Source organism: Flavobacterium sp. TMP13, from assembly GCF_050847115.1.
GTDB lineage: Bacteria > Bacteroidota > Bacteroidia > Flavobacteriales > Flavobacteriaceae > Flavobacterium.
This window is the reverse complement of record NZ_CP193656.1, coordinates 3,589,497-3,613,334: the sequence shown is the minus strand read 5'-3', so window position 1 is coordinate 3,613,334 and position 23,838 is coordinate 3,589,497. Positions and strand designations below refer to the sequence as shown.

Below are 23,838 nucleotides of genomic sequence, written 5' to 3'. Positions count from 1 at the left end.
AGTTCCCTCGAAAAGGAACTGCCTTTTTTTTGACTTTCCAACTTTTTAGTTAGGTTGTCTAAACAATTCCACAGTACAGTCATTATTGCTGTCCATACCGAAAATCTGTGCTCCGCCTGTTTGCGTTTCTGTACAGAGTACCAATGTTGGTTCAACCGAACAGTTGTTTTTAAAGACACATTGTGGTCCTTGTTTGATGTAACCTGGCTCTAAGGTTGCAGCACTTGATTTAACAGCGTCTTTAGATGCAGTTGTTGCGAACGCTCCGGCTGCCGCAGCGGTACAAAGCGCTACTGACAAAAAAATTTTTACATTTTTCATAATGTTAAAAATTAAAGTTATTCATTTGATCTACTTTTTTCTACAGGTGTTCGATCTAATTCCTGATACCTAAAAGGGTATTTCTTTATATTATCGTCTCACGGACTTGTCTATTTGATATGCTACCAAAACTTTATCGAATATAAAGTATACTTTATCCTTTGTTGCATACATTGCTTGTGGTTTTTTATTGTTAATGTTGTAGACATGGAAGCTGTACTCGTAGGTCTTTGTCTTTAAGTTGTAGACATCAATCGCGGACGATTGTTTCCATAGTTTTAAGGATTCAAAATGAGCTCGAAGATTGGAATTGATAAACAGTTGATTTCCTACTGTGCTACTCAGTTTATTGACCATTAAGGATGGTTGTGCTAATTTTCTGACGCCGTTGCCTAATGAAGCGATTTTAATTTTGGCCAAGGTGGTCGTGTCAATTGTATTGTCACGATAAAAGTCTTTTATACTTTTGTCGGCTACTATAAATTGATTGCGATAATAGTAGGTATAAATAAGTTTCTGGTTATTTAGGTTATACCGAAGGATCCCGTCACAATCAAAAACACCATCTATTTGTTTTTGTAAAAGGCCATCATTCCATGATACTGATGTATTGCCATTTGAAAACGTTAGTAGACCCAAGACGCTTTCATTCGTTTTTGCGTTTCTACTTCTTATCGCAGCTGTTGTGGAATCTATGGGCTCGAAGACCGAAAAATGAGCTTTAACTTCCTGAAGTTGCTTTGCTTTCCAAGTTCTTATTTTTCCTTTGAAAATGCAGGGAACTGTGCCATCTGTTAGGAAAAAATAGGGTGGTGAAATACGAACCTGAGCAGTTCGGTAGGGCAGATTGTAGTTGTCGAGTTCAATGCTGTAATTACCAATTTTTTTTAAGTTGCTATTTATCGCTATTATTGAAAGTGGGGAAAGAAAGTTACCTAAATATATTGTATCATTTACCATCCCGGCAAAGTAGTAACCGTCATATTTTAAATTAAATTGTGCCGATTTATTATATAGATGAGGTGGATATCTACGGATAAAATTATTTTCCTTATGGATGATCTGTTCTGATTTTACAAATAATAATAATACAATACCAATCGCAAAAATGCTTACTGTAAAAATAAGTACTAAACTATGTCGTAGTCTCCACCCTTTGTTTTGTTGCTGTAATTCCTGCAAAGAAAAAATGATTGCAAGAATAGTAATAAGGCAAATGATAAGATTGAATATTAGGTGTTGGTTCCAAGTCATTTTTTCAAGTATACCACCACAGGAACATGGTACAAATTCGCTGAAATTCAGAATGATGTAGATGTAGGCGGAGAACATCATCATTAAAGCGAAAAAAGTAACCAATGCAAGCAATCGAGTAGGTTTAAACATAAGCAATCCAGCGATTAATAACTCTACAGAAGGAATCAACCAAGCGACCCAACCGGCAAAAGCACTAAGCAATGGCGATTGTCCGAGTTGTATGGTGAAGGTCTGATAGTCCAATATTTTACTAAAAGCAGCATAGGAGAAAAGGACAATAAGCAAGTAGCCTATGGTATCTATATAGTTTCTTCTGATGTTATTTGTGACTTTCATTATTAGAGTTTTTAATAAGGTAAAATTCTAAATAAAAAACATATAACATTATGCAAATCAGGCATTTCGTTATTCAAAAAATAAAACAGAGCAAAAGTATAAGGGTTAAAGATCTTCTTCAGGTCTTGAAATGTCACTTGGTTTGTAGCCAAATCTTTTTTTGAAGGCTTTATAAAAATTGAGATAGCCCTTAAAGCCATTCAGATATGCAATTTCTTTTAAAGAAACGGATGTTTGCCGGATCATTAGATGTGCTCTTTTTAAGCGTTCTTCTTGATAAAAGTTATAGACACTGGTTTTAAATAAGGTTCTAAAACCATTTTTTAATATGTGTTCTTCAATAGCAAACATTTGAGCCAAGTAGTGTAAAGTGGGTAATGGTTCATCCAGATGACTTAAAATATAATCATGTAAATTTTGAATCGAAGTAACTTCTTTCTGTCTACGAATTTTTGAACTAGAGAGACGATCGTTAATGCTACACATGTCTTCAAGTAGGGTTGATACTGAACTTACAATTATTTCATCGCTATATAATAATCGTGATATTGTACAAAATGAGGGCATTAGATGATTATCACCAGTAATGAAAATTAATTGCAAAGTAGTGTTGTAATTAGAGTTTTTATTTAATTCATCAAGAATACCGTTCCAAATATCTTTCGATTGCTGAGCGATTAATTTACCAAAGTCGGTATTGACAATTGTATCCGGATTGTATTTAAGAGTGAGAGGCACTTCATTATTAAAACTCAATAAAACAAGATTATTATCCAATACAAATGTTAACTGAATTAGATTGTGGTATTGGTAGCAAGCGGTTATGTATCCTGATTCCGCATTTATTTTTTGAAGTTCTTCAGCAATTTTATTTAATGCTTCAGCATTATTTTTTAATTCATCATTACTATTATCATGGATGCGGAAGGTCATATTTCCAGTTGCCATTTCGAACAGCATTTGGTAAATACGTTTAATCCGGTCCTGATTAAATTGTTCTGACATATTATATAATTTGAAGTGATTTGCCGGTTGAAGAAAAGGGAAAACCTGTGCAAACCTATCAAAATAAATTATTTGAAGCTAAAACTGTAGTGTGTAATTCGGGAATTGAATAGGGGAAATTTTAGTAGTTAAAAAAAAAAACGCGCTATCACAAGATTTAAATAATTTAAAGAAAAACGATATTAAGTATAAGTTAAATAGCAAGACTACATAATATTTTATTCTACATACTTTGTGTTCCATTTAGTTTAAGTCTTTCTCTTAAAATCATCATATCTCCAATTTGTTTTTGATCTTAAATATCAGCTTTCGTTTTGTGGTATGTACGTTTTTGCGCCCAATAATTATACTAACGTATTAACCAACAACCCCGTTTGTGCATGTTAACGTAGTTGTAAAACTATGTTTGGCAATGCAGAAGATGTGCTCTTTTTCAATTTAAAAAATATCAGTAATTTTCTTTAAATGCACATTGATTTTTTGGTTGCTCAAAATGTGTAATAATTTATTGTAATTGCAGTATTGATTATCATTCTAACCTGGTAAAATAATGACACACTTTAAATTTGAATCATTGTTTTTAGACCATTTAAAGAGTTTATAATTTATTTATTCTAGGCTAAATTTTTTGCAAAAAATATGTTTTACTACTGACTTCAATTTAAATATTATTTCTAGCCTTAAAATAAACCTGTCACAACTTGTGAAGTACTTGTGAAATTCATCCATTTTTTTTTATAAAATTTACTCCATCAATAAATAATTCTTTTACCACTTTATCAGCTAATTAAAACCCAAATTTTAATTTGTTAAACTAATAGCAATGTTAATTTAATTATGCACATTTCTTAAATGCATTCTTGAAAAAAAATATATTGAAATTTAAAATTTTTAATTCATTAACAACATATCACTATGAATATAGATAGAATGGAATTTATAGCGTGGATGGAACGTATCATGGATCGTTTTGATATTTTGAACGAACATACTAATGAAAATCAAAAGAAGCGAAATAACATTGATGGTGAAGAATTACTAGACAATCAGGATCTCCTCCAAATGTTAAAGATTAGCAACCGTTCCCTTCAGCGATATCGCTCAACTGGTAAGCTACCATATTATACAATAAGTGGAAAAATTTACTATAAACTATCTGATGTTCATCAGTTTATTCGAGACAGTTTTAATGCTCCTAGACAAAATTAAAAGCCAACAAAAGACAAAATCTACCATCTAAAGTCAGTCTGTGAACAATGTGGTTTTAACTATTTATTTTCGATGAAGTAAATTTTAAAAAGCATAGAGATGAGAGAAGAAACTGTAAGTAATCCAAAATCAGGGGAGCAATTTTCGGATGTTTTGTTGGTATCTGATACCAATAAAAAGGAAGTAAGGATACTTAAGGGAATTGGAAAAGATAATGAACTACAATCAGTAATCCCGGATAAAAAAAGTGAAAGCCAGTTCCTGCGTGTGGATAGACAAGGTGATTTGTTTTCAAATTTTTTCTCAAACTTTTATCGGCAGTTAAAAGATCCTACACAGTTAATCTTTTTTAAAGTTCCTCAAAACCAAGCAATACACATAGCGAAAAGAATGCAGAAAGAATTTGATAAACCTACGAAAATGGGAGGAAAGCAATTTAAACAACACGAGATAAAATTAGATTATAAACTTGAAATTAAAAATAATATGGAAACCAAACAATCAACACCCGAGGTTGGCGAGTATCGCTACAAATTAGAACAAATTGATTGGAAAGCGATGTCTAATCTAGGATTAGGTAAAGAACGTCTCGAAAAAATGAACGTACTAGAGCCACTGTTAAAAGGCTATAAAACTAATGAATTAGTTCCTGTAACTCTTGATTTAGGATCCTCCATCACGCGAATGGACGCTAGGCTATCACTACAAGAAAAAGAAAACGGAAAAGTGGTTCTTGCTATTCATGGCATCCGAAAAGAACCTCAGTTAAACTACAAATTCTTTGGACATGAATTTACAAAAGAAGATAAGGAAAACTTGCTCAAAACTGGAAACATGGGCAGAGTAGTTGATTTGATTAATCCCAAATCGGGTGAAGCAATACCCTCTATAATTAGTCTTGATCGTTTGACCAAAGAAGTTATTGCACTGCGCACAGAACATATCAAAATCCCAGAAGAAATAAAGGGAGTAAAACTAAACGAGCAGCAAAAGCAGACGTTGACAGAAGGTAAATCTTTGTATATCGAAGATATGATTTCCAAAAAAGGCGAGCCTTTCAATGCATCAGTTCAATTTAATGCGGATAAACGTTATGTTGAATTTCTTTTTGATAGAGCAGATCCCAATAAACAATCACAAAGTAAACAACAAGATGTACCAAAAGAATTTCGAGGAAAAGAACTTGACGAACAACAACATCAAAAACTTAAAGACGGACAAACCGTTTATGTAAGTGGTTTGCTTGACAAGAAAGGTAAGGAGTATCAAGGGTATATTACATTCGATAAAGAAACAGCCAAAACTGGTTTTTCTTTTGATAATCCAAATAAATTAAAAGAGAAAGCAACACCAAAAGAAGAAAGTAAAATACAAGTTGCTGTTAATTCAGAAGGTAAAACCAATGAGGCAACTAAGAATATTAAAGAGCCTTTGAAAAGCGGACAGAACAATCCTGACAGTACCAAACAGCAAGAACAACAGGAGAAGCCAAAAGTGGCAGCTAAATCAAAAGGTCGAAAAATGTAATTATTCTAAAGAGTCAAATCAATGAAAGTAGTAATTGCAGAAAAGCCTAGTGTTGCTCGAGAGATAGCCATCTTGTTAGGAGCTACTGAGAAGAAAGAGGGTTACCTGACAGGAAATGGATATCAGGTAACCTGGGCGTTCGGACATTTAGTGTCATTGGCAATGCCAGAAGATTATGGTGTAAATGGATTTCAAAGAGAGGCTTTGCCTATTTTACCTAATCCATTCTTACTAACTGCTCGTAAGGTAAAAAAAGATAAACACTATGTTCGTGATGTAGGAGCAATGAAACAACTGAAAACAATTGATCAACTTTTTAAAAATTGTGAAAGTATCATTGTTGCCACCGATGCAGGACGAGAAGGTGAACTTATATTTCGTTACATCTATGAATATCTTAATTGCAGTAAGCCTTTTGAGCGTTTTTGGATTAGTTCGCTAACTGAAAAAGCCATTATAAATGGGTTTAATAACTTGAAACCAGGAAAGGATTTCGATGGTTTATATCAAGCAGCACTAGGTAGAAGCCGTGCAGACTGGTTAGTAGGAATTAATGCTTCACAAGCATTAACAATTGCAAGTGGAGGCGGTATTTATTCTTTGGGAAGGGTTCAGACACCAACACTTGCAATCATTTGTAAACGATTTTTAGAAAACAAGTCATTTGTTATCAAGCAATATTGGCAAATTGAATTGGAACATCGTAAAGAGTTTACAGATTTCAAAAGTCTTTCCACAATAAAATGGGAAGGCAGTAAACAAGCTGAAGACGCATTGAAATCGCTACAGCGACATGGGACAGCCACGGTAATTGCCATAGAAATAAAAACAGTCAATGAACAGCCACCATTGCTATTCGATGTTACAGCATTACAAAAAGAGTCTAACATTAAATTAAATTTAACTGCTGAGGAAACGCTAAATATCGCTCAAAGCCTATACGAGAAAAAATTCATTAGTTACCCTCGCACCGGGAGCAAGTATATTCCAGAAGATATGTGGGGAGAAATTTCTAAACTTATCTGGATTTTGGAAGCGACACAGAAATTTAAAGGAGTAGTTGCTAAAATGAAGATAGGACGCTTAAATAAACGAATTGTCAACGATTTAAAGGTAACCGATCACCATGGTTTATTGATTACAGATAAGATCCCATCAGCTTTGTCTGCAAAGGAAAAAGCTATTTATGAAATGATCGCATACCGTTTACTTGAAGCAGTTTCTCCTGTTTGTATCAAAGAGATAACTAATGTTGTCTTCCAAGTTATACACTATGATTTTGAACTAAAAGGGATTAAAGTTATTGATGCAGGTTGGAGAGCTATAAAAGGCAGTTTTTGTGATGAAGAAAAGGATCCTCTTCAAGATTTACCAGAACTAAAAATCGGTGATGAAGTCAAGATTATGGCAGCCAGAGTATTGGAGAAGAAAACGAACCCACCTGCTCTTTATACGGAAGCAAGTTTACTTTCCGCAATGGAAAATGCAGGAAATCAGATTGGTAATAAACTAGAACGTAAAGTATTGCAAGATATAGGAATTGGTACGCCTGCCACTAGGGCCGCTATTATTGAAACACTTTTTAAAAGAGATTATGTCAAACGCGATAAAAAGGCAATTGTACCTTCAGCGAAAGGATTAATGGTATACGAATTAGTAAAAGACATGAAGATTGCTAATGTAGCGATGACCTCCGAGTGGGAATTAAACCTGCAAAAAATAGAAAACAACGAAGAGGATATAGCAACATTTCAAAAAGGAATAGAAGCTTTTACAGCTACTATTACAGAAGAACTACTTACTCTATCTATTGAAGTCGAAGATGTACCAGAACTAATTTGTCCAAGATGTAAAGTTCAGAAATTAGCAATTAGGGATAAGTTGGTAAAATGCAAGGATGAAAAATGTAATTGGGTTCAGTTTCGAAATATATGTGGATTACAACTCAATCTTGTTGACTTAGAAGTATTAATAAGCAAAGGGAAGACAAGACTCCTAAAAGGGATGATTAGTAAATCAGGAAAGAAATTTGATGCATTTATCGTTATGAATGAAAATGGAGAAACTTCATTTGTGTTTACACAAAAGAAAAAAAGGAGATAAAGTCATTGATTAATTTCTGTTTATTTTTAGCAAAATGTAACTATGAGTGAATGCTATAATTCACTGAAAAATGGGAGATAAATTACGTGAGTACCAACTCACATTATAAAAAGGAAGGCTATAAACTGGATAGGGCTGGAATGCAGTGGAGCGTAGGAACGGAGCATAACGAAATGAAGCTTTATCCAGTTGATTTATTAAAACTTCATTAATATAAATAGGGTCGTCTTCATTCCTGCGTATTTCCCAAGTTTTAAATTCTTTGTTTCTTCTAATTTGTAATGACCAAATCAGGATTGGTGCAACAAATAATTTATTGCCATCTCTATCACGTCTTGCTAAAATTGGAAATCCAAATCCACAATTATTAATCCCTTTTTCAGATTCAATTGCATCTGTTTGATTAATTAGGTTTTCAAATGCCTTGGTTATTCTAACTAATTGTGTTTGATCTTCTTGAAAAAGAGAGTTTAAATCAGGCACCTTGTCTTTCCAACTTATTCTAAATTTAAGTGGCAACTCTGTTAGTAGCGATTTAATAAAATTGTTTGGAAGGTCTTTGTCAATATGAGAAAGTCTGTTTAAATCGAACTTGTATCTTGAATTTGCCGGAATAGCATTTAAGTGAACGCCCCTGCGGTTTCCTATTTTAAGTCTTCTTTGTAATTCGGATAATAATTTCTCAGTTAATTCCATAATTGTTTATTTACGCAATGTGTAAATTTTTTATTAGAGATCTGTATGTTTCAAAAATCTGCAATTACAGTTTCTAATTAAAGACCCAAAAAGCCTTCATCATCACTTATTTCCTCCATCTTTATTTTCTTTTCAAAACTTTCTATTTCACTATTAGCCCACTTTTTAACTTCTTCTATTTTATGGTCTTTAAGTTGTTTAACTAATTGTAATCTTGATTTTAGAAATGGAACTCTGGATCCCCAAGTCGTCATTGAATGAAGATTACATGATAATTCATCAATAAACCGTTTGTCTTTCCCGAAAATATTAATTAATTCTTCTGAAAATGAAAACCAATCTTGACCATTTTCATCATATAGTGGAGCCACTCTAATTATCCAAGGAGCAATTTCTCTGTTTTTTAAAAGCCAACTTAATAATTTTTTATTTCTGACATCATTACAAAAAAATGGATGATTTGAGGTCACACCACTTATAAAACTCATATCAAAAATATTCCAAAATTCAATCGTCTTTTTTTCTAATATTAATTTTGAATAAATATTCCAGCAATTTTCGAAGTCAATATCTAATGTTAAAATAGCTACATTAGCTATATGTAGATCTCCTCTTGAGTAAAAAGATAATGATTCTTGATACTCAACAATTTGGTTAGATATATTAATGCAAATTTTAACTTGAAACTTATTAATCAAAATTTCCATCATTTCTTGCCAAGAGTATAAATCAATTGTTCTAGAGGTATTGATTTTAATTAATAAATTTTCCTCTTCAACTACTGATTTAATATAATTTAAGATGCTTTCATCTATTTGAAATTGATTGTTTTTAGAAAACCATATTAGAATACTAAAAGTATCCATAATTAAAATATGACCATTTTCTAAATTTTTAATTAAACCAAAATATTTTATTAAGTCATTCGAATTTAATTTGACAATATCATATTTTATAATTTCTAATTTATTTGATTCAATACTATGATTTTTGACTAGATCAATAAGTTTCAAAACATTTTCAAAACTAAAATCTGTAACCCGAAAAAGATTAAAAGCAAAAGATGATTTTTTGGAAATAAAAAAATTGTAGATTTCATTTCTTTTTTCAGGATTCAAAACAGAAATATAGCCAAACAAAAATGATATGTTATGTTGTTTGTTTTCAAGTGTTAAGATTAGTGATATAAGTTCATCAACAAAATCTTGATTATAAACGCTTAATTCGGAGAGTTTTTTCGCAAAATCAAACGTATTATATTGGTTGCCAATTAAAAGATTTTTAAAGTATGGACGAATATCAATTTTTTCAGAAATAACCTCTTCAGCAAATTTTTCAGCAAGTCTTTTACCTTTATCTTCATAACCATCCTCGTCTTTAATGGTTCGGATTATTATTTTTGGTTCAGAGACATTATATAATATTCTTTCTTCCATTGAATTTGTCTTTAACTTTTCTATATATTCATTAATAAATTGCCTTTGAGTTTCGTTTATATTGATAAAGCTTACTTGAGAGTATAAACTTTTTAATAAATCATCTTTATCAACTATACTTAGAATAATATTATCTATTTCAATTCTTAATTTTTCAATATCAAAATTGAATTCAAATAAATCAGATATGTTATTATAAATGACTCTTTGAGCAGATAATTGAAATTCATTTTTATGAGAAATAAATCTTGATAATAATTCTATTATTTTTTCTCTATAATCATTAATTTCTATCGCTGAATTAGGTTTATAATCTTCTAGAGGCAAAAGACCACCTTGATTTTCTGCACCGCCCATTTTGTGTAGATTTGTCATTGGGGTGAATGCTCTTTCACAAGCTTTTATTACTAAAGTATCAAAATCTGAGTCTTGTTTTTCTAAAGCCCATTTTAAAACTTCTATTCGTGGAGCATAACCAACTTCAGTACCGGCTAAAAATATTCTGAATAGTTGTGTGAAATAATCTGTAGCATTATTGGAATAATACGTTTCAATTTCAGCAACAGCAAAACACATTAAAACCTTTGTTGATTCAATAAAAGTTTCTTCTCTAAAACATAATTTTTCTAATGCCCAAACAAGGTTTTGTCTTCCATCAACTATAGTTTGAAGATATATTTTAGGTTGATTTAAGTAGTTTTTAGATAATACTTTAATAGTCGCCTTAGGATTCACGGTTACAATTGAGCGAAAAAGGCGTGAACCCATATTAGAATTTAAAATTTCCGCTGTAGAAAAATTTCCATTAATACCCCAAATAGTCTCAACAAGTTCTTTGGCTTTACCTACATTTCCAAGTTGACTAAGTTGATCAACAAGAGGTGTGATTAAATTTTTTGGAATACTATGAATGAATGATTCGTAATCAATAATATTTAATTCTTCCCAAAATAAAATTGATAGTTTTAACGAAAGAGGATTGGGTCTAATTACTATTTTATTACCTCTTCTTTCAAGCACAACTTTGTCTAAATATTTTTTAATTATTCTCTCAATGCTTTTAGTGTCAATATTTAAAAAACTTGAAAAAAACTGAACGTGTTCTAATAGCAATATATATCCATCTTTATCTATAGAATAAAAATCTTCAGATGGATATTCAAAGTATTTGAAAACGGAACATAACTTTAAAATATTAAAATCTATTTCACTAATAGATTCTCTTCCAAAGATTAATTTTTCAAGCAGTTCTTTATCAAATCCTTGATTTAAATCACTTTTGTTGATTGCCGCTTTAACAAAATTGATTGCCATTTTAGGGTTTCCTTCTGAAAATTTAATAAGATATTCAATATCTTGATTAGATAATTGGCTGTTTGAGTATTCATTTTTAAGAATTTCTTCAACAACTGAATTAAATATTTCACCCTTAAGTTGAAACATTTCACAGAACTCATTATTATCACTATTAATTTTCTCGTAATCAATAGAAATTAAAGTTTGTAAACTACCCGTTCTCAAAATTTCTTGAAGAAACTTATTGTGATTGCTGGGGTCACAATTATCTAAAATTAATATTGCTGGGTACGTTGTTACAATACTTCTAATGAAATCAAAAATATTTTGGGGATTTCCTTTTCCAATATCAAAATAAATAACACTATCTGAAAGTGACTTTCTAATCACTTCGAAATTACCATCCGTATCACAACTACCAGGAGAAAAAGCCTCACAGATTAATCTAGTTTTTCCAATCCCTGAAACACCTTCTATTCTAATATTTTTTTTATTAAATGTTTGCGTTCTAATATTTTCTATTAATGCTTCTATTTCAGGATTTGTTTTAAAATTTGATGAATTACTGGGATGTGATTTTAATTCGCCCCAAATTTGAAGACCAAGCGGTCTTTGTATTCCACACAATAACTGAATAAATGAAACTGCAGAGATATATTCATTTGTCCAATCTTTTATAAAATTAGCATCATAAATTTTTATTTTTACTTTGTTACCATATTCTTCATTTTCAACCAACTTTACAGCATCTCTAAAACCATCTATTCTGTCTTGTAAATTCTGTTCAACATAATCATCAGTTGTAAATAATATATAAGTGCCATTTTTATCAAAAAGGTCTTTCACTTGATCTTTCAAAGCATCATTTTTTGTGTTTAAAATTTCATTTTTACACTGTACCTTAGACATTGAAGTTGCTTTTGATTGAAATAGGCAAAAAACATCAATAATCCATCTTGAATCTTTGTAGTCTGTAGTTGTTATTCTGCCATCTTCTCCACCATCTGGAGTTGTAATATTTTGAGGTACGCTGATGTAACAATTAGGAAAATTGTACTTTTTGTATTCTAAATGTAATAGCATTAATAAAAGCTGAGTTAGGTATTCCGCTTTTAAACTTTTTATATTTTCAAGAGAAATTGAGTTCATTTATTTTTTGTGTTAATTAACAATTTTCAACAATCTTTATTTCTTCCTCACTCAACCCATACAACTCATACACCATTTTATCAATTGCTTTTTCGGTGGTTTCTACTTGTGATTTTAGGACTTGGGCCTTGGTTTTGTTTTCTTCAAATAAATCTAGCCATTCGAACTCGTCTTTTTTATTGAGTTGGGTTTGTCCTGCTTTTTTAATGACTTTGTTGAGTTCAGTAATGAATTCTACAAAAGTTAATTCGTGCCAGTTTTCTAATTTTTTTGAGTTTAAAATTGAACTATCGAATTTTGAATTAAGAAAAGTTAAAAATTTAACTCTAGATTGTTCCTCTTTTAAGTTTATTTCTAAGAGTTGATCAATATTAATTGAAATCAAATTGTCATTAATTAATGTTGGAATTGGAAGCCATTCAATATTTACTTTTTTAACTTGAGGATAAACTTTACCACCTTCATCTAACTTCCAATGATATAAATATTTAAATAATTTTGAATTTAGAATTCCAAGTAAAAATTTCAATGTAGTAACCTTATCATTTACTTCAATTTTTAAATTTAAAGTGTGTAAAGTATCAAGTGAATAATAATTATCATTATCAAAAACACCAATTATATTACTTGCAGTTTGTCTAATTAATATTTTTGGTTCATTGAAATCTTTTTGATCTCTTGCCCAATGCAAACAATACCAAGGTAATTTCCCTTGTGCAGTTTCTCTTTTTTCGGACAACTTATTTTTAAATTGATCTAATAAAATAGAAATCTTATTTTGAGCATCTTGATCAGTATTTTTTGTAGAATATAAGATATAGTCATTATCATAAAGAATTTTATTTCTGTTTATTGATTTCCCTTTTAATACTTTTTTTAAAATAGTTTCTGGTATTCCATTTTTAATAAAATAGTCTCTTTTTCCAATAAAAAAATCATTACCTCCAGTTGTTATTCCTTGAGTTATTTTTAAAACATCACTTAATTTATAAGGACAATTTTTATCAACTTTTTTATATCAAAATTTCCAGTTGATTTTAAAATAAATCCCTTAGAACCTAAGTTTTCGAAATTTAATGAAGGTAAAATGGAAGTTTCTAAAGATGTTATTTTTTCTTTTATATTTATACCCTTAAAATTTTCACATTGGGTTTTAGATTTTGTTAAAATAATGATTGCAGTATCTACAATTGCATCTTCGAAAACATTCGTAAGACTAATTAACTGTTCTATATTATTTCCTTTTAAAAGGAGCTTTCTTAAGCTTGAAAATTGGGCGTAATCTATGAACGTATTAGGTGTAATATAACATAGTTTTCCTTCGGCCTTAATTAGACCTAAAGCTACTTCAAAAAACATAATGTACATATCAAATGTTCCCGAAAATGAGGCATCGTATTTTTTAAGTAAATATATTTTTTCAGTTGAATTAAAGTAATCACCATAAGGCGGATTCCCAATAATCACATCAAAACCCCCTTTGGCAAAAACTTCCGGGAATTGTTCTTTCCAGTTAAAGGCTTTGTCTCCGGCTATGGCTTTGCTTTCTATAAGAGAGTTACCACATTTAATGTTGTTGTTCAGGCTCGTCAGTTTTCGTTTGGGTTGGGCAGTACGAAGCCACAAAGAGAGTTTCGCTATCTCGATACTTTCCTCATTAAGATCTACCCCGTAGATGTTGTGTTCTAGGATTTGGTTTTCGATATCGGGAAAGACAAAGAAACCCCCAAAAAGTTGTTTATTGAGTTCGTCCAGATAGGCGTGTTCCTTGATCAATAAATCCAAGGCTTGGTTCAGGAAGGCTCCGGAGCCACAAGCGGGATCACAAATGGTGAGTTCCAAAAGCCATTCGCGGTAGTCCTTGAGCTGCTGGTCCAGTTTTATGATGGTGTTGGATTGGCGGTTCTTGCGACCTTTGGCATACTCTTCGTCTATAATGCCCAGTTCCTGTTTTTTCTCGGCACAGAGTTTACCAATTGTGTTGTCAACTATGTATTTGGTAATGTATTTTGGGGTATAGAAAACGCCATCTTTCTTGCGTTTGGTTCTTTGTTTGTCGAAATCGGTCCCTTCAATTTCTGCATTGACACTTTCGATTTCGTTTAGTGAATGTTCGAAAATGTGCCCCAGAATATTGACATCGACCTGACTTTCGAAATCGTAGGTTGAAAGTTTTAAGGTATGGCGGTAGAGCAAATCATTGTCAATAATTACAGCGTCGAGAATGATATCGGGCTGAAAAAGCCCACCGTTATAAGCAAAGATTTCTTCTTTCTTGTCGGTGCCTTTGCGACCAGTATCAAGATAGCCAAAGTATTGTTTGTAGCGGTCGTAAAGTGGCATTTCGACATCCAAATCGGCCAAGGCTTTCCATTCTTTAAGTACGGTATTGATGGAGTTTGGCGCTAGTAGTCCGCGATCTTCGGCAAAGAGAATGAACAAAAAACGATCGATCAATTTTTGTGATTTTTGGAAAAGAATCAGTTTAGTAGTCTTTTCAGGTAAATCATTAAGTATGATGTTAGACCGGTTTTGTTTGACTAAATCCCGGTACAATTCGCGTTTGAAAACGGAATAATCGGAATAGAATTTTTTGGTGATATTTTCTTCTTCCACCACCGAAGCTTCTTTTATACTGAGTGGTTTGTTGGCCAGGATATTTTCTTTGGCCAGACAGAGGTAGAAGATTTCGAATTCTGCGTGGGTGAGGGTAAATAGATTGAATTCTTCATAGTCCACGGCATTGTTGATGTAGAACCTCAACTTCTCGAAGTTAGAAGTAATGACATAGATACAACCTGTTTGGTTGGCTTTGTAATCAAAAGCTTGTTAGCGGATGCTTTCGAGGTCTTTGGTGTTGGTTCCCTTTAGTTCAATAACAGCCAATGCATTACCGTCTTTGAGAATGGCACCATCCACTTTTTTGGCTCCTCTTATGTTTTTGAGTTCCGTGGTCAGGTTGAAGCTTGGTGCCGGATTGAGTGTATAGCCCAAGATATCCACAAACAATTCACGTAAAAAACCTTCCTGGAATTGTTCTTCCTTGCTGTTTCGAATGTTTTCTTGAATAACAGCATTGTGAAAATACTTGGTGTATTTTTTATAGGCTTTCTGAACTTGTACTGTATCTTGTTGACTCAAATATTTTTTGAGTACGGAAGGCTGAAATAATGACATTGGCAACGCTTTTGTTTGAGAATCTAAAAATACACAATTTGAAAGGAGTGTAAGATTTTTATTATTAACAAAGTTGGCTGATAAATTACACTACTTTCAAAGTTATGCGAAGTAAATGGGATTAGTTTACGGTTTTCCATACCTTGATATAATTTAATAGCTAAGGGGACTTCGTTTATTCATTTGTTTTGTGGTTATTTGGTTTACTTTGGTTGGTCAAATATAAATAAACACTTAATATTTTGAAATAACAATACACACTTTTAGTGATATTAGTCTATTTAAAAAGATTCAAGAGAGTAATTGAGTTTCTGTAATTTAATCAGTTCATGCTTTGGATCTTATAGCATTGGTAGTTGCACAAAATAACTGTTTATGGTTTCTCTTTTTTCTCCAAAAGGGGTATGAATAATTATGAAAATTGCTTTTGTAATCGTTTTTGTGTTACATTATAAATTGTAATATTTCAGATAAATCATAACTTCAAAATTTTTTACTTCAGTTGATTTTATAGAGTGAAAAATTTGAGTGCGCCAATTTTTAAAATAATTTCTTGAAAAATATCTTACTCGACCAATTCTTCGATAATTAGATCTATTCTAGTTGTTGGTTGAATAAAGAAGCTGAATTTTTATTTTTTGAGCCGTGGCGCATAATCAATTACAGAACTTAACGGGTTGAAATAAAATTTGTTTCCATTAGCTGTGACAATGAATTCTGTTTTGCTATTTTCTTATTTAGGAAAAACAATTATCAAGACTATTTCTCTGCAATATTAATTTAAGTATTTGTTTATGCAAAATTAGATATGTTTTTTGTTTATAGGTATTTCATTGATGATCTTTTTCATGTTGTTGTAGTTGTGATTTTCAAAAATAGCCGCAGCGTTTTGTAATTCAAGAATGTAAAAGCATTGTTGAGTAGGAGTGACTTTGTTGTTTTCTAAGAAATCTGCAATTGGGTCGGTTTTGAATCTTAATGCTCCCATACGACTTTCGTCTTACACACACACTAGATAAACAATATCATAGAGTATTTTTGGTTTTTCATTATTTTCTTTAAACAGTTACACTTCTTTACTTTTCAATAAAGTGCGGCCTCAAGTATCAGGTATGCTTTCTAGAAAGATACCAAAGTTTTCTTTTTGGCCCGGGTACTGTGAGTTACTTTATAATTGAATTTCGGGTTGTAAAACATTTTTTTGTTCGTTTTTAGCCAATTTTTATTGTATTCAAAACTGAATGCCTTTTTTTCTTTGGCTTGTTTAGTTCTTAGAATACCACTTAGTTTAGGTTTCTGCATTTATTCCCAATACGCATAAACGTAGATATCGGTTTAGGCTGGAGACATGTTGAGTATTGTTTTTATCTGTTTTTTTCCACCGCTCCCTATGGGCACCCTTCCATTGGAGGGGAATTATGAGGCTAATTGATTATTTTAGTAAGTCTAGATCTTGAAGTTCTCTTCCTAGTTCATCATCCGCAGCTAGTTTTAAGAAATCATTTTGAAGCCCTAAAACTGGGAGTACATTCAAATAAGCACCTAATGCTTCACTAGAATTTCCTTTTTCAATTTGGTATAATGTAGTTCTTGCTATATCAGCTCTTTTAGATACTTGTATAGCTGTTAGTTTTCTTCTTTTTCGAGCTAATTTAATATTCTCCCCCATTGGCTTTAAAAGGAGTTGGTGTTTAGGGAACAAGATTTGTTTTTTCGCACTCATTTATACAAACGTTCGTTAATATGAGCACAAACAATAAATTTGTATATAAAAACAAACATTTTGCGATTGTTTCTTGAATGGTCTTATATAAACAGAATGCTTAGTTACACTATTTGAAGATTATATATAAGTCTGCTAAATAGTCGATATTCTTTTCAATTACCCCACCTGTACCAAATGCTGCAAATCAGGATCATTTTTGATGCGTTCCAGTTCGGTTTCAATAATCAGAACAATATCCCGTTTTATCTGTTTATAATTAGCTTCTATTTCGGCTTTCATTTGATCGACTCCATTTTCATCAACGAAAGATAAGATTATCGGTATCTTCTTATAAGCTTTTGTTTCTGCAGCTACTTTCTTATTATCGACTACAATTTCAGAATGAAAAATTTTCTGTTCAATACGTTCGTCAAAGTTATCTGCAACAGCTCCTACAAAGATTCCTTGCGTAAGTGTAGAGATTTTAGAAGCTGGAATCAGGCTGTCTAATTGTGTGGAAATCGAAGTTGATTTATCGTTTCGATTAATGGTTAGACTTTGACGTTTTTGTAATACTTTCCCAAAGCGTTCAGATAGGCTTTTTGCGGTCTCTCCCACAACCTGCCCACTAAAGATATTACCCACGGTATTTTGGATCACCTTACTTTCTTTATCGCCGTAATCACGGGTTAATTGCGAATAGTCTTGAAAACCCAAACAAACCGCTACTTTATTACTTCTGGCAGTAGCAATTAAGTTATCCAATCCTCTAAAGTAGATTGTTGGCAACTCATCGATAATAACTGAACTTTTTAATTTTCCTTTCTTATTGATTAGTTTTATAATTCTCGAATTATACAAACCTAAAGCCGCCGAATAAATATTTTGTCTATCAGGATTGTTTCCAACGCAAAGAATTTTAGGTTCATCTGGATTATTAATGTCCAGCGAAAAATCATCTCCAGTCATCACCCAATACAGTTGAGGTGAAATCATTCTAGACAAAGGAATTTTTGCGGAAGCGATTTGCCCTTGCAACTGATCCTGAGCACCACCTTGCCAAGCATCCATAAACGGCGATAAATAGTTTTCGAGATCAGGGTAGGAAGTAAGGATGGTAAATACATCAACATATTTCTTGTTCAGTAATTCAATAGCATGCGGAAAAGTACAGTACTTTCCATTATCATAAATTTTCAGGTACCAGATTATAGCGGCTAGTAATATAATTGGAGATTCGACAAAGAAATCTCCTTGTTTTTGTATCCAACTTCGGTTGAGGTTTAACATAATCGTATAAGCCGATTCGTAAGCATCTGAGATATCCGTCATGAAATCCGGATTTATAGGATTACAGCGATGGCTTCTACTAGGGTCATCAAAGTTGATAATATAGAACTTTGGTTTTACCTTGTACTTATCGCTATGCTTTAGTAAATGATTGTAAGCAATAGTGGAAAGATCATCGAATTTAAAATCATAGATGTACATCGAAAATCCTTTTTCAATGTGCTGCTTGATATAATTGTTTATAATGGCATAACTTTTACCTGATCCAGGTGTTCCCAAAACAATAGAAGCTCTAAAAGGATTTACGACATTAATCCATCCTTCATTCCATTTTCCTTTGTAATAAAACTTGGTTGGCAAGTTAACGGAATATTCATTTTGCATCAATGTGGTTTCCTGCATGAAACTTTCATTTTCGTTATTAAATACATCGTTCATGAGATTGGTACGAAGCAAACGGCTAATCCAAACGCCAGCCATCATTAACGAAATATAACCTGATGAGGTGGTCACGATATATAAAGAAGTAGCTAGGCTTGCGGATAGCTTGAGTAATGGTGTATTGAGAAAAAAAAGTATAAAACCAATAGTTAAGGCAATGGAAATTTTAGACCAACTAATTTTTTCGTTTTTTACTCCTTTCGTTCCCAAACAGCTTAACGCCAATAAGACCAAAGCGAATAGTTTGGTATATAAAGTATGGGAGAACAGGCCCGCTGTACGTTGGAAATTACCTAGTATTTTGTTAATCACTTGGAGTGTCCAACCTTTTTCTAAGAAAAAGCTATAGCAAAACCAGTAAAAATGCATCAGCATCAAAAGGATACTTACTGCTCGCATGAAGGCCATTATTTTCGCGAGCCCTCTTAAATCGTCTTCTCCTTGCATGTTTTAACTAGTTAAAATTTCAGCAAGTGAATTTAATAGATAAGAGAAATCCATAAAATAAAGTGACTTCAAATGGCTTTTAGTGGCACTATTTGTCTGTAGAATAACTTGAGAATCTATTTCTTTGCTCGATAATTTTTTCGTTTTAATTTTTTCTTCATTTGGTTTGCAAATGCCTGTTCTTCGTAATCTTCACCTTGAGATTCGGGCAATAAACCAGCAAGGCTTTCTGTAAGTCCAAAATTAGTACTAGAATGGTTTGACTGATTTCTATCAACAAAATCAAAAAGTGAATGTGGCTTTTCTGTTTCTATTTTGGTTTCCTTTTTAGATTCGAACGATGAACTTTTTATAGTTTCGTGAGGTTTTTGAGATGTTGTTTCTTTCCAACAGTCGTTAAAATTATTAGCAGCTAAATTTTTACCCAATTGTGAGCCATTCCAGACGGTGCGAGATTCATGGTCGATAAAAGTCATTCCATAAATGCGTCCTTGATGATTTCTTCTAACGACCGTATTAACGCCTTGCTCTAGTAGTTGTTTCTTAAAATCGGTTTCGTTATAAGAGGTATGAATGGCAATTTCGATCGTTTTTTTTAGGATCTCTTTTGCAGGTTCAGTTTTCATTTTTTCTTTTGATTTTTCGAAATATTCTTGCAAACTATCCATTCCAGCTTGTTTTCCAAAAAGAGAGGATTTAAATGGATTAGTTGCTTTTTGTCCCATTTCATTCAATGCAAAATAGACAAGCCCTTGCTTTTGTATCCCATTTAGCTCTCCTTTTACTTCTTCAGCTGTTATTTTAAAAAGAGAAAGTAGCGCGTTATATGTTCCTAAACTTTGATACTGATAATACTTTGGCAGATACCTAACTACTGATGCTATTTGGCTCTTTACATTAGCTTCTTTGTAGTCAACTGGTTTGAAAATTGCTTCTTTTGGATTTCGATTTTTTGCAGTTGCAGGTTGTAATTGAAATTGCTGTTCTAATGAACGACAAGCCTCCATCGAACGTAATTTTTCATAGGAATCAGGTAGTTTTTTACCGTAACGATCTACACAGGTCGAAACAATATGAATGTGAGTGCGTTCAATATCTGTATGTTTGAATACTACATAAGGCTGATCTCCATAGCCCATAAGTTTCATATATTCTTTTGCAATCTTTTTAAAGTCTTCATCGCTTACCTTATCTTTTGGATTGGGATTGAGAGAGATGTGCAAAACTGGTTTTTCTGTTCGTTTATTCGCAAAAAGGTAAGGTTCAAAAGAACTGTATAATTGGTTTACGGTATAGTTTCCATTAACTGTTTCTCTTATTCTATGCGTGACTAGTATTGTTCCATTTTCTTGATCTACTTTCAGTTGATTATAAGAAAGTGCTCCAATCATATTTGCTCCACGACCTATTTTTGCTATCATATTTCTTCTTTTTTAATCAAATGATTCCTTTCAAATTCTTCTGTCAATTGCATAATCGCACGACATAATTGAGCTAATTCTATTGTTTGTTTTTCTAATTTAAAGAGATAAGCGGCTGCTTTTTTTTCGGAAAAATTACAGTAGAGTATCTTTACAATCTGATTGTAATTGACACCAACGGCACGAAACTGACCATACAAAGTGGTCAATCTCATGTAATAATCCATTGCTGCCATATCTATTTTTACCGTTTTTATTTGCTTTTCAAATAGCACGGAAGTAATAAAACGAGCTTTATTGTCTGCTCCTGAAGTTTCAAAAAGTGAAAGGAATTTAGCATTTTGCTGATCCGTTAAACGAAAAACATAACGATGAATGCTAGGATCCTTTTTGGGGTTCCTACCGCCTTTGTGTTGTTTTTTGTTCTCTTGATCTTCCATCATCATTCCAATTTTAATTTTTAGAAAACCCCGACTTCGGAGGGAGTTTTAAGCCCCTGCAAGGGCAAGTTGTTTTGAGGCACGGAATTCATTTCGAGTGCCTCAAAACACAACTTGCTCTGTTCTGGTGAACAGATAATCCGTCCGCCTGTCGGCGGAACAGATTTAATAGAGCAGGGAAAAACGGCTTAAGGCCGTTCCATTTCTTGTTTTAAATTCGATTTATGCCTTTCATTTTTTAATCTGTTTTGTCTTTTTACAAAGTAAGACATTGATTGGTTTAGTGTTATGGTTAAAGGAATTGCCAAACCGTGTCAATAAAAGCCAAGAACAACCACAATGTTAAAAGCACTTATATCGCTCTGTTTCTTTGTACTTATAAACAAACAGGAATACCTAGTTAGCTATGTACGTAACAACATAATTGCATAAGTATCACTATAGAAAAGTATAGACATACAATTATAAATAGAGATAGATTGAACTAGTTAGTTATATGATTAAGTACAGATGTACTTACTTCTGTGGATAAATATTAATGGAATTGCCTACAGATATAAGTACATGACGCAATGTGTAGATATTTTGTTAACTGCCTATTTAACTACATAAAATCATAGATAACGAGGTACATATCTATTGCTGTAGGTAACTAAATAAAGAAATACAAATACAATTAAATACCGATATAAATAATTAAAAACAGTGGAACTATGAATGCAAATCACAATACAAAATTTATCGCTTTTTCTTCTCAAAAAGGAGGTGTCGGAAAAAGTACGTTTACAACATTAGTTGCAAGTACACTGCACTATCGATTAGGTTACAATGTAGCCGTCTTTGATGCCGATTTCCCTCAGCACAGTTTAATCAAAATGAAATCTCGTGATCTGTCAATGGTTATGGAAAATGAGCATTTGAAAAAACTAGCTTACAAACAATTTACAACCATCAACAAAAAAGCCTATCCCATTCTACAACACAAAGCGGAAAGCGTATTGGAGGCTGCTCAGGAATTTTTAAACACTTCTGATGTACCAATTGATGTTCTGTTTTTTGATCTCCCTGGAACGGTGAATACTCCTGGTATTCTGAAAGCCTTGGCCGGAATGCACCACATTTTTACGCCAATTACGGCTGATCGTTTAGTTATGGAAAGCACACTCATTTTTACGCAATTGTTGCAAGATGTAATTATGAAAAAAGGAACAACTTCTATAGAAACGATTAACCTGTTTTGGAATCAGGTGGACGGTAGAGAAAGTACGCCTTTGTACAAAGCTTACAACCAACTAATCGAGCAACTGGGATTAAGTTTGATGCAAAGCCAAATTAAGAATAGCACTCGCTTTCGCAAAGAAAGTGAAGAACATAGTAAAACTGTATTTCGTTCTACTGTAATGCCTCCAGATGAACGATTGATGAAAGCCTGTCAGTTAGATCAATTTATAAACGAATTTTTGAAAATCATTCAATTATAGAGTTATGGAGAAAGAAAACAAGAAAAAAAACACTCCCGAAATTAACGAAGAGTTGATGATGAACCTGATGGTGGATGGTATAAAAAAAGAAGGTTTACAAGTTCCAATAGAAAAGGAAAGGGAATACAGGAATTATAAAGAACCTCCCAAAGAGAAAACCACGATCAAAGAAAAGAGTAGGGGGAAACGGGCAAGTGAAGGGGATTACGAAAGTATCTTTTTCAAAAGAATTGACACCAATGCACGGGACGGAAAAACGGTCTATATCAGACCCGATTTTCACGAAAAACTAACTCGTATCGTTCAGGTGATTGGCGAAGACAAAATCACTATTTATGCCTATTTGGATAATTTGCTAGATTACCATTTTCAGGAATTTGGTGAGCAGATTACCAAGAGTTTTAATGATAAATACAAACCCATTTTATAATGAACTTATGGAAACAGTAATCGTAATTTGTTTGCTTATCATAATTGTACTGTTGTTACAAGATAAAATTGTCATTAAGAGATATCAGGAGCAAAAGCCAGTACAAGAAAAAAGTAATCCAAAGCTACCTGATATTATGGGACAACCCAAGCCTCAAAGAAGCCTTGCTGTACCAAAAAACGACATTGAAAGTCAAAAGCAAAAAGAGGAACAAACTAATGGTAATTTTGACATTGAAATCGACGAAGAAAAAGTCGAATTACAAATATTACCAGAAGAACTGGATGAAGTTTTTGGGAATGTACCTGATTTTGAGAACGAGGAAGAAGAATGGAATAGTTATGGAATATCTGATGGCGAAAATGGTTTTGCCCAAGGGGTTACCTTTGAAGAATTAAGCACTGTAAAAAAGTTGTTAAAAAAAGAGAAAATGAGACCCTCTCAAAAGGAAACAGCAACAGTCCTACTTCAGAAAATACAAGGAACCGAATTATTCGACCTATTGGAAAATTCTATCGAAGATGCTTCTCAAAAAATAGCCAAGCTGCTAGATGGTACATTTTCTTTAGAGACGGATTCTGGTTCTTCTTTTTTGCATAAAAATGATTTGGAGGGGTTTGATATTGGGGAGTTTGTGTGAGCAAGCTCCTTTTTTTTGCTGATAAATTTTT

Annotated in this window: 19 protein-coding genes; 6 read left to right on the top strand and 13 right to left on the bottom strand. The window is 32.5% G+C overall.

Annotation, left to right across the window (positions count from 1 at the left end):
* Positions 1-45: 45 nt before the first annotated feature.
* From ACRASX_RS15565 to ACRASX_RS15555, 3 genes are all read right to left on the bottom strand, one after another.
* Positions 46-321, bottom strand: coding sequence for a hypothetical protein (locus ACRASX_RS15565; protein WP_432221893.1), 276 nt, complete (start codon positions 319-321; stop codon positions 46-48).
* Between the two features lie 90 nt (positions 322-411).
* Positions 412-1,914, bottom strand: coding sequence for a MauE/DoxX family redox-associated membrane protein (locus tag ACRASX_RS15560; RefSeq protein ID WP_432221892.1), 1,503 nt, complete (start codon positions 1,912-1,914; stop codon positions 412-414).
* 105 nt (positions 1,915-2,019) lie between these two features.
* A complete protein-coding gene (locus ACRASX_RS15555) occupies positions 2,020-2,919 on the bottom strand; it encodes a helix-turn-helix domain-containing protein (protein ID WP_432221891.1) in 900 nt (299 codons plus the stop codon).
* Between the two features lie 915 nt (positions 2,920-3,834).
* Here ACRASX_RS15555 and ACRASX_RS15550 point away from each other — a divergent pair.
* The 3 genes from ACRASX_RS15550 to ACRASX_RS15540 all read left to right on the top strand — a co-directional run bounded on the left by ACRASX_RS15550 (position 3,835) and on the right by ACRASX_RS15540 (position 7,758).
* Positions 3,835-4,128: a helix-turn-helix domain-containing protein gene (locus ACRASX_RS15550; protein WP_066306475.1), complete on the top strand. Its 294-nt coding sequence runs from the start codon at positions 3,835-3,837 to the stop codon at positions 4,126-4,128.
* Between the two features lie 99 nt (positions 4,129-4,227).
* Positions 4,228-5,655, top strand: coding sequence for a DUF3945 domain-containing protein (locus ACRASX_RS15545; protein ID WP_432221890.1), 1,428 nt, complete (start codon positions 4,228-4,230; stop codon positions 5,653-5,655).
* 21 nt (positions 5,656-5,676) lie between these two features.
* Positions 5,677-7,758, top strand: coding sequence for a DNA topoisomerase (locus ACRASX_RS15540; RefSeq protein ID WP_432221889.1), 2,082 nt, complete (start codon positions 5,677-5,679; stop codon positions 7,756-7,758).
* A gap of 60 nt (positions 7,759-7,818) precedes the next feature.
* On the opposite strand, the gene ACRASX_RS15535 is transcribed toward ACRASX_RS15540, so the two are convergent.
* From ACRASX_RS15535 to mobA, 10 genes are all read right to left on the bottom strand, one after another.
* The gene (locus tag ACRASX_RS15535) at positions 7,819-8,454 is read right to left on the bottom strand and encodes a DUF4011 domain-containing protein (protein WP_432221888.1); all 636 of its coding nucleotides are present in this window, start codon (positions 8,452-8,454) and stop codon (positions 7,819-7,821) included.
* A 77-nt stretch (positions 8,455-8,531) separates the two neighbouring features.
* Entirely contained in the window at positions 8,532-12,335 is a 3,804-nt protein-coding gene (locus ACRASX_RS15530) for a hypothetical protein (protein ID WP_432221887.1), read from the bottom strand.
* Positions 12,336-12,351: 16 nt separating this feature from the next.
* Positions 12,352-13,218 (bottom strand): TaqI-like C-terminal specificity domain-containing protein, encoded by an 867-nt coding sequence (locus ACRASX_RS15525; RefSeq protein WP_432223098.1) that lies wholly within the window; start codon positions 13,216-13,218, stop codon positions 12,352-12,354.
* Positions 13,219-13,316: 98 nt separating this feature from the next.
* Positions 13,317-15,098 carry an Eco57I restriction-modification methylase domain-containing protein gene (locus ACRASX_RS15520; RefSeq protein WP_432221886.1) on the bottom strand — a complete coding sequence of 594 codons (1,782 nt, stop codon included), beginning with the start codon at positions 15,096-15,098 and terminating at the stop codon, positions 13,317-13,319.
* A 66-nt stretch (positions 15,099-15,164) separates the two neighbouring features.
* Positions 15,165-15,512 (bottom strand): hypothetical protein, encoded by a 348-nt coding sequence (locus ACRASX_RS15515; RefSeq protein ID WP_432221885.1) that lies wholly within the window; start codon positions 15,510-15,512, stop codon positions 15,165-15,167.
* Between the two features lie 802 nt (positions 15,513-16,314).
* Complete coding sequence (locus ACRASX_RS15510) at positions 16,315-16,500, bottom strand: hypothetical protein (RefSeq protein ID WP_432221884.1); 186 nt, start codon at positions 16,498-16,500, stop codon at positions 16,315-16,317.
* 444 nt (positions 16,501-16,944) lie between these two features.
* Positions 16,945-17,235: a helix-turn-helix domain-containing protein gene (locus ACRASX_RS15505; RefSeq protein WP_248428673.1), complete on the bottom strand. Its 291-nt coding sequence runs from the start codon at positions 17,233-17,235 to the stop codon at positions 16,945-16,947.
* A gap of 159 nt (positions 17,236-17,394) precedes the next feature.
* Positions 17,395-19,395 carry a conjugal transfer protein MobC gene (gene mobC / locus ACRASX_RS15500; RefSeq protein ID WP_432221883.1) on the bottom strand — a complete coding sequence of 667 codons (2,001 nt, stop codon included), beginning with the start codon at positions 19,393-19,395 and terminating at the stop codon, positions 17,395-17,397.
* 116 nt (positions 19,396-19,511) lie between these two features.
* Positions 19,512-20,816 carry a conjugal transfer protein MobB gene (gene mobB / locus ACRASX_RS15495; RefSeq protein WP_432221882.1) on the bottom strand — a complete coding sequence of 435 codons (1,305 nt, stop codon included), beginning with the start codon at positions 20,814-20,816 and terminating at the stop codon, positions 19,512-19,514.
* Positions 20,813-21,256, bottom strand: a complete 444-nt coding sequence (gene mobA / locus ACRASX_RS15490; protein WP_432223097.1) for a conjugal transfer protein MobA — start codon at positions 21,254-21,256, stop codon at positions 20,813-20,815. The genes mobB and mobA overlap by 4 nt, the downstream gene beginning before the upstream one ends.
* 713 nt (positions 21,257-21,969) lie before the next feature.
* Here mobA and ACRASX_RS15485 point away from each other — a divergent pair.
* From ACRASX_RS15485 to ACRASX_RS15475, 3 genes are read left to right on the top strand one after another with little or no spacing between them, the layout of a single operon-like run.
* Positions 21,970-22,737 (top strand): ParA family protein, encoded by a 768-nt coding sequence (locus ACRASX_RS15485; protein ID WP_432221881.1) that lies wholly within the window; start codon positions 21,970-21,972, stop codon positions 22,735-22,737.
* A gap of 4 nt (positions 22,738-22,741) precedes the next feature.
* On the top strand, positions 22,742-23,167 hold the full coding sequence (locus tag ACRASX_RS15480) for a DUF3408 domain-containing protein (protein ID WP_432221880.1): 426 nt from the start codon (positions 22,742-22,744) through the stop codon (positions 23,165-23,167).
* A 7-nt stretch (positions 23,168-23,174) separates the two neighbouring features.
* Positions 23,175-23,807 (top strand): conjugal transfer protein TraD, encoded by a 633-nt coding sequence (locus tag ACRASX_RS15475; RefSeq protein ID WP_432221879.1) that lies wholly within the window; start codon positions 23,175-23,177, stop codon positions 23,805-23,807.
* The last annotated feature ends 31 nt before the right edge of the window (positions 23,808-23,838 follow it).